7 protein-coding genes are annotated in these 5,510 nt (G+C 66.6%); 6 read left to right on the top strand and 1 reads right to left on the bottom strand.

Annotation, left to right across the window (positions count from 1 at the left end):
• The 6 genes from argA to PIGHUM_RS23735 all read left to right on the top strand — a co-directional run.
• A partial coding sequence (argA, locus tag PIGHUM_RS23760; RefSeq protein ID WP_246013488.1) for an amino-acid N-acetyltransferase occupies window positions 1-1,327 on the top strand: 1,327 nt, incomplete at its 5' end.
• Window positions 1,328-1,336: 9 nt separating this feature from the next.
• Window positions 1,337-1,567, top strand: a complete 231-nt coding sequence (locus PIGHUM_RS23755) for a DUF3820 family protein (protein ID WP_124082267.1) — start codon at window positions 1,337-1,339, stop codon at window positions 1,565-1,567.
• A 58-nt stretch (window positions 1,568-1,625) separates the two neighbouring features.
• Window positions 1,626-2,024: a RidA family protein gene (locus PIGHUM_RS23750; protein WP_124082265.1), complete on the top strand. Its 399-nt coding sequence runs from the start codon at window positions 1,626-1,628 to the stop codon at window positions 2,022-2,024.
• 95 nt (window positions 2,025-2,119) lie between these two features.
• Window positions 2,120-3,868, top strand: coding sequence for a carboxypeptidase-like regulatory domain-containing protein (locus PIGHUM_RS23745; RefSeq protein WP_124082263.1), 1,749 nt, complete (start codon window positions 2,120-2,122; stop codon window positions 3,866-3,868).
• Entirely contained in the window at window positions 3,868-4,422 is a 555-nt protein-coding gene (locus tag PIGHUM_RS23740) for a hypothetical protein (protein ID WP_124082261.1), read from the top strand. The genes PIGHUM_RS23745 and PIGHUM_RS23740 overlap by 1 nt, the downstream gene beginning before the upstream one ends.
• Before the next feature lie 137 nt (window positions 4,423-4,559).
• A complete protein-coding gene (locus PIGHUM_RS23735) occupies window positions 4,560-4,829 on the top strand; it encodes an oxidative damage protection protein (RefSeq protein ID WP_124082259.1) in 270 nt (89 codons plus the stop codon).
• A gap of 13 nt (window positions 4,830-4,842) precedes the next feature.
• Here PIGHUM_RS23735 and PIGHUM_RS23730 read toward each other — a convergent pair whose 3' ends face one another.
• The gene (locus tag PIGHUM_RS23730) at window positions 4,843-5,475 is read right to left on the bottom strand and encodes an OmpW/AlkL family protein (protein WP_124082257.1); all 633 of its coding nucleotides are present in this window, start codon (window positions 5,473-5,475) and stop codon (window positions 4,843-4,845) included.
• Between the last annotated feature and the right edge of the window lie 35 nt (window positions 5,476-5,510).

Here is a 5,510-nt window from a genome sequence, read left to right as displayed (position 1 = left end):
CCCCGACCCTGCCCACCCCGACCAGCACGTCCGGTTCGTGCAATGGTTCCGCGAAGTGGCGCCCTATGTGCATGCCTTCCGCGGCAAGATCTTCGTGGTGGCCTTCGGCGGCGAACTGGTCCAGGCCGGCGCGCTCAACGTCCTGATCCAGGACCTCTCCCTGCTCAGCGCGCTCGGCGTGCGGCTGGTGCTGGTGCACGGCTCGCGGCCCCAGGTCAACGAGCAATTGCGCCTGAAGGGCATTCCCTTCCAGTTCGACCGAGGCCTGCAGCGCACCGACGCCGCCGCGCTCGAGTGCGCCAAGGAAGCCGCCGGCGAAATCCGCCTGGACATCGAGGCCGCCTTCAGCCAGGGCCTGCCCAACACGCCCATGTCGCACTCGCACATCCGGGTGATCTCGGGCAACTTCATCACCGCCCGTCCGGTGGGCGTCATCGACGGCATCGACTACAGCCATACCGGCCAGGTCCGCAAGGTCGACGCCGAAGCCCTCAATATGGTGCTCAGCCAGGGCTCCATCGTGCTGCTGCCGCCGCTGGGTTTCTCGCCGACCGGCGAAGCCTTCAACCTGTCGATGGAAGACCTCGCCACCGCGGTCGGGGTGGCACTGCGCGCCGAGAAGCTCATCTTCCTGACCGATGCGCCGATCATCCTCGACAAGGAAGGGAACGTCGATACCGAACTGGCGCGCGACGACGCCGATGCGCTGATCGCGCAGGGAGAACTGGACGCCGGCACCGCCGTGGTGCTCAAGCATGCCTCGCGCGCCGTCAAGCTCGGCGTCGCCCGGGCGCACTTGGTCCCCTACGATCTGGACGGCGGCGTGCTGCTCGAAGTCTTCACCCACGACGGCGTCGGCACCATGGTAGTCGAAGACACCCTGGACGACCTGCGCCCCGCCACCATCGACGACGTCGGCGCCATCGTGCGCCTGATCGAACCGGTGGAAGTGGACGGCACGCTGGTGCGGCGCGGCCGCGGCAGCATCGAGCGCGACGTCGAGAAATTCTCGGTGGCCGAGCACGACGGCGTGATCTACGGCTGTGCGGCGCTCTACACCTACCCCGATGAAAAAATGGCCGAAATGGCCGCCCTCACCGTCAATGCGCAATGGCAAGGCACCGGCGAAGGCGACAAGCTCCTGCGCCACATCGAAAGCCGCGCCCGCGCCGCCGGCATCACGCGGCTGTTCGTCCTCACCACCCGCACCGCGCACTGGTTCATCAAGCGCGGCTTCGCCCAGGGCAGCGTGGCCGACCTGCCCAAGGACAAACAAGCCCACTACAACCGCAGCCGCAACAGCCAGGTGTTCATCAAGCGGCTGTGAACTGACCCGATGAACCCCGACGATCTTTCCCGCCTGGTCAGCCTGGCCATGCCTTACGGCAAGTACAAGGGCCGCCTGATCGCGGACCTCCCCGGCCCCTACCTCGCCTGGTTCGCGCGCAAGGGGTTTCCGCCGGGCGAGCTGGGCCGCCTGCTCGCGCTGATGCACGAGATCGACCACAACGGCCTGTCCGGGCTGCTCGCGCCGCTGCGCCAGGGCCGGGCGCATGGCCCCACGTGAATCCGCCGGCGCGCCGCCGCAGGTAGACTACAGGCTTTCCCATCAGCCACATCCCAGCATGCCGCTCCAAGCCCATTACGCCCAGACCCTGCCCAAGCCCCGCTTCCGCTATACGCCCTGCATCCAGGCTGGTCCGTTCTACCAGTTGGCCGGCATGATCGCGCTCGACGCCGCGACCGGCCAGTTGGAAGCCGGCGGGGTGGCTGCCGAGACCGACAAGATCATGCGCAATATGCTGGGCGCGCTGCCCGAGTACGGATTGCGGCTCGACCAGTTGATGATCGCGCGCATTTTCACGACGCGCTTCGACCAGTTCGCCGACATCAACCGCATCTGGGAAGGCTATTTCCCGGAAGGCGCCACGCCGCCCGCCCGTACGGCCATGGGAGTCGCCGCGCTGCCGCTCGGCGCGGCGGTGGAAATCGAATTCTGCTTCTATAAAGAAGAAACACCTTGAACTGCGCGTCTCGTCGCCGTTGATCCGTAGCGCAAGGCCGCCTCGGCGGCTTTTCGCCGTCCTTCCCTGCACAACAACCTCAAAAGAAGCCAGCCATGCGCAAGCGCGATGCATCAGGACGCTCCGCCCCGTCTTCCTGTCCCACCCGCCCGAATCTGCTCAAAGGCCTGTGCAACCCGGCCCTCTCCGCCCTGCTGCTGGCCGCCGCGCTCGCCGGCTGCGACAGCGGCAGCATCAATCCCGAACCGCAGGCCGGCACCGTGTCCGGCCGCGTGACCTACGACGCCGTGCCGGCCGTGCCCACCTACCTGGACTACGCCGCCACGAAACAACTGCCCGTGCGCGGTGCCATCGTAGAGGCCGTGAGCGGCAAGGACGAAAACGGGCAAGTGGTGGCCAGCGGCCGCACCGACGCGGACGGCGGCTACGTCCTGGAACTTCCGCCCGGCAGCGACGTGCGGATCCGCGTGCAGGCCCGGCTGCTGCGCGACGGCGGCGGCAAGGGCGGAAGCTGGGACGTAGCGGTGCGCGACAATACCTCGCCCGAGTTCCTCACGGATCCCGGCAACACGCCCATTTATGCTTTGCAGAGCGAACCGCTGTCCGTGCCGGCCCAGGGCGCGCGGCTGGACCTGCACGCCGCGTCGGGCTGGAACGACCGCGCCTACACTGGCACGCGCGCCGCTGCGCCCTTCTCCGTTCTGGACCAGACCTATAGCGCCATACAACGCTTCCTGGACGGCGCGCCCGACCTGGACTTCCCGCCGCTGAACGTGTATTGGAGCATCAAGAACGGGCCGGCCGAAGGCAAGCTGGCGGACGGCGACATCGGCACCAGCCATTACCACAACGAGAACGACGAGGACGGCCCGATCGGCCTCTACATCCTAGGCAAGGAAGACGTGGACACCGACGAGTACGATACCGCCATCGTGATCCACGAATGGGGACACTACTTCGAAAAGCAGGTCTCGCGCGCCGACAACATAGGCGGCAGCCACGCATTGGGCGAAAAAGTGGACATGCGCGTGGCCTGGGGCGAAGGATGGGGCAATGCCCTCGCCGGCGTGGTCCGCGACGATCCGGTCTACATCGACACGTCCGGCAAAGGCCAGAGCGGCGGCTTCACGTTCGACGTATCCGCCCTGCCCGATGCCGACCACGATCGTTCGTGGTACAGCGAGGCATCCATGCAGTATTTCATCTACCAGCTCTCGCGCATACCCGGCGGCTTCGACGCCACCGTATCCGTTCTCAGGAACGAGCAGAAACGCACCCCCGCGTTCACCAGCGTATTCCCGTTCGCGACCGCGCTCGGATCGCGCCTGGCGGGCAGCCCGGCGATTCAGGCAGACACCTTGCTGGACTCGCTGAATATCCCCCGCATGGCCCAGTTGGACCCCTGGGGCAGCGCGGTCACCTACACGATCCTCACGGAACCGCCCATCGTCTCGACGCCTTACTCGACCGTGGACGAGCAGGACCAGGAGTTGTGCGTCACCAACGGCTACGGCGCCGAGTACAACAAGTTCGGCCAGGGGCGTTCCCTGCGGCTCGAGGTCCCTGTCGCAGGCACCTATCGCCTGAACGCGGTCAGGAGCACCTCGCACCCGTTCGACTCGCATGCACTCCTGCGGATGACCCGGGACGGCATCGAGATCGACAATGAGCGGGAAGACGACGTCTCTTTCGATTTCGCGCTCGAGGCCGGCACGCACACGGGCTGGCTGGTGGATTCGGCCCTGAGCGGACTGGACGAGGACAGCGAATCCCCGTCAGCCCTGACCAATGTCTGCTACCGGGTCAACTTCGAACCCGTGACTGCTTCTCAAGGAGCCCTGTAATGGCTTGCCCACGCATTCTCTCCCAGGCCGCTCCCCGCGCGGCCTTGCTGCTGGCCGCCGCCCTCGCCCTGCCCGCATGCGCACACGATGCTGCATCGACGGCGCCGGCGGGCAAGGCCCGCGACGCATTCGTCGCCCAGCGCGGCAAGCCGGGCAGCCCGGTGCATGTCTCGATCCGCGTGCCGGCCGCGCCGCTGGCCGTGGGCGCCACCCGCGTCGGACTGGCCCTTGAAGCCGTGCCGGGCGTGACCGAGGTCGGACTGAGCTATCGCACCGAAGGCGCGCTGCGGGTGGAAGCGGAGGCCCCGGCGCGCGTCGTGCTGGACGGCCAGCGCAAGGCTGTCGTCGAAGTACCCGTGACCATCCTGGCAAACGGCGTGCATTATCTGCACGTCTACACCGACGCGAATGGCCGCCAGGGCGCGATCTCCATTCGCCTCGATGCCAGCCGGCCCACCTCGGCAAAGGCTAAGACGAGCGCGCCGTCCACGCAAAGCGGCGGCTTCATCCTGCTGCCTACGCAGGAAAACCGGTCGGGCGGTTCGGCGCGCTGACACCTCCGGAGACGACGCGCCCGCTCGAGACGCCATTGCCGGAACAATGGCCCTCGCACTGGCGTTTCGGCCGAACGGCGCGGTTGCCCCTTCGCTACAATAGCCCCATTGCAACGAATCACGGCACAGGTATACACATGGCTCGCACCATCTATTGCGTCAAGCTCAAGCAGGAAGCCGAAGGCCTGGACTTCCCTCCCTATCCCGGCGAACTGGGCACCAAGATCTGGCAGAACATTTCCAAGCAAGCCTGGCAGGACTGGGTCCAGACCCAGACCCGGCTGGTGAACGAGAACCGCCTGAACCTGGCGGACAGCCGCGCGCGCAAATATCTGCAGCAGCAGATGCAGCGCTATCTGTTCGAAGACGGCAACGTCGAGGCCCAGGGCTACGTGCCGCCGAACTGAAGCCAAGCTTTCATCAGAACCGGTAGCCGACCGCGATGGTCGGCACCCACGGATCGATGCGCGCCTTGCCGATCTCCGTGCCGTTGAGCCTGACCTTGCTGCTGATGTCGATATAGCGCAGGCTGGCATTGACGAACCAGCGTTCGCCCAGCTTCACGTCCACCCCAGCCTGCAACGCCACGCCCCAGGAATCGCCCAGGTCCAGCCGGTTGCCGGCCAGCGCGCCTTGCGTACGGGTATCGAAGAAGCGCGTGTAGTTCAGGCCCACGCCCACATAAGGCTGCACGGCGGCATCGGGCATGAAGTACCACTGCACGCTCAGCGTGGGCGGCAATTGCCTGGTCGAAGCGATATCGCCAGCCACGGCGCCGGACGCCGATATCGTATGCCGGAACGGCACCGCCGCCAGCAGCTCGACGCCCACGTTGCGGGTCGCCATATAGGTCGCGCTGATGCTGGGGCGCGTGGAATTGCCCACGTCCAGGCTGGCCGCGCCGCCCAAGACACTCCCGTTCCCCGACTTGGGCAGGACAGCGGACACCCCGCCCTTGACCAGCCAGTCCCCCGCCTCATGCGCGAACGCACCAACCGCCGGAACCGCCGCGAGCACACATGCCAGGGCCGTGAAACGAATACGGGAAAACATGCTTTTCTCCACTGAGTAAGTAACCCACCCAGCGT

Source organism: Pigmentiphaga humi (assembly GCF_900606115.1).
Classification (GTDB): Bacteria; Pseudomonadota; Gammaproteobacteria; order Burkholderiales; family Burkholderiaceae_B; genus Pigmentiphaga; species Pigmentiphaga humi.
Note: the sequence above shows the minus strand (reverse complement) of the source record. Positions and strands in the feature narration are given on the sequence as shown.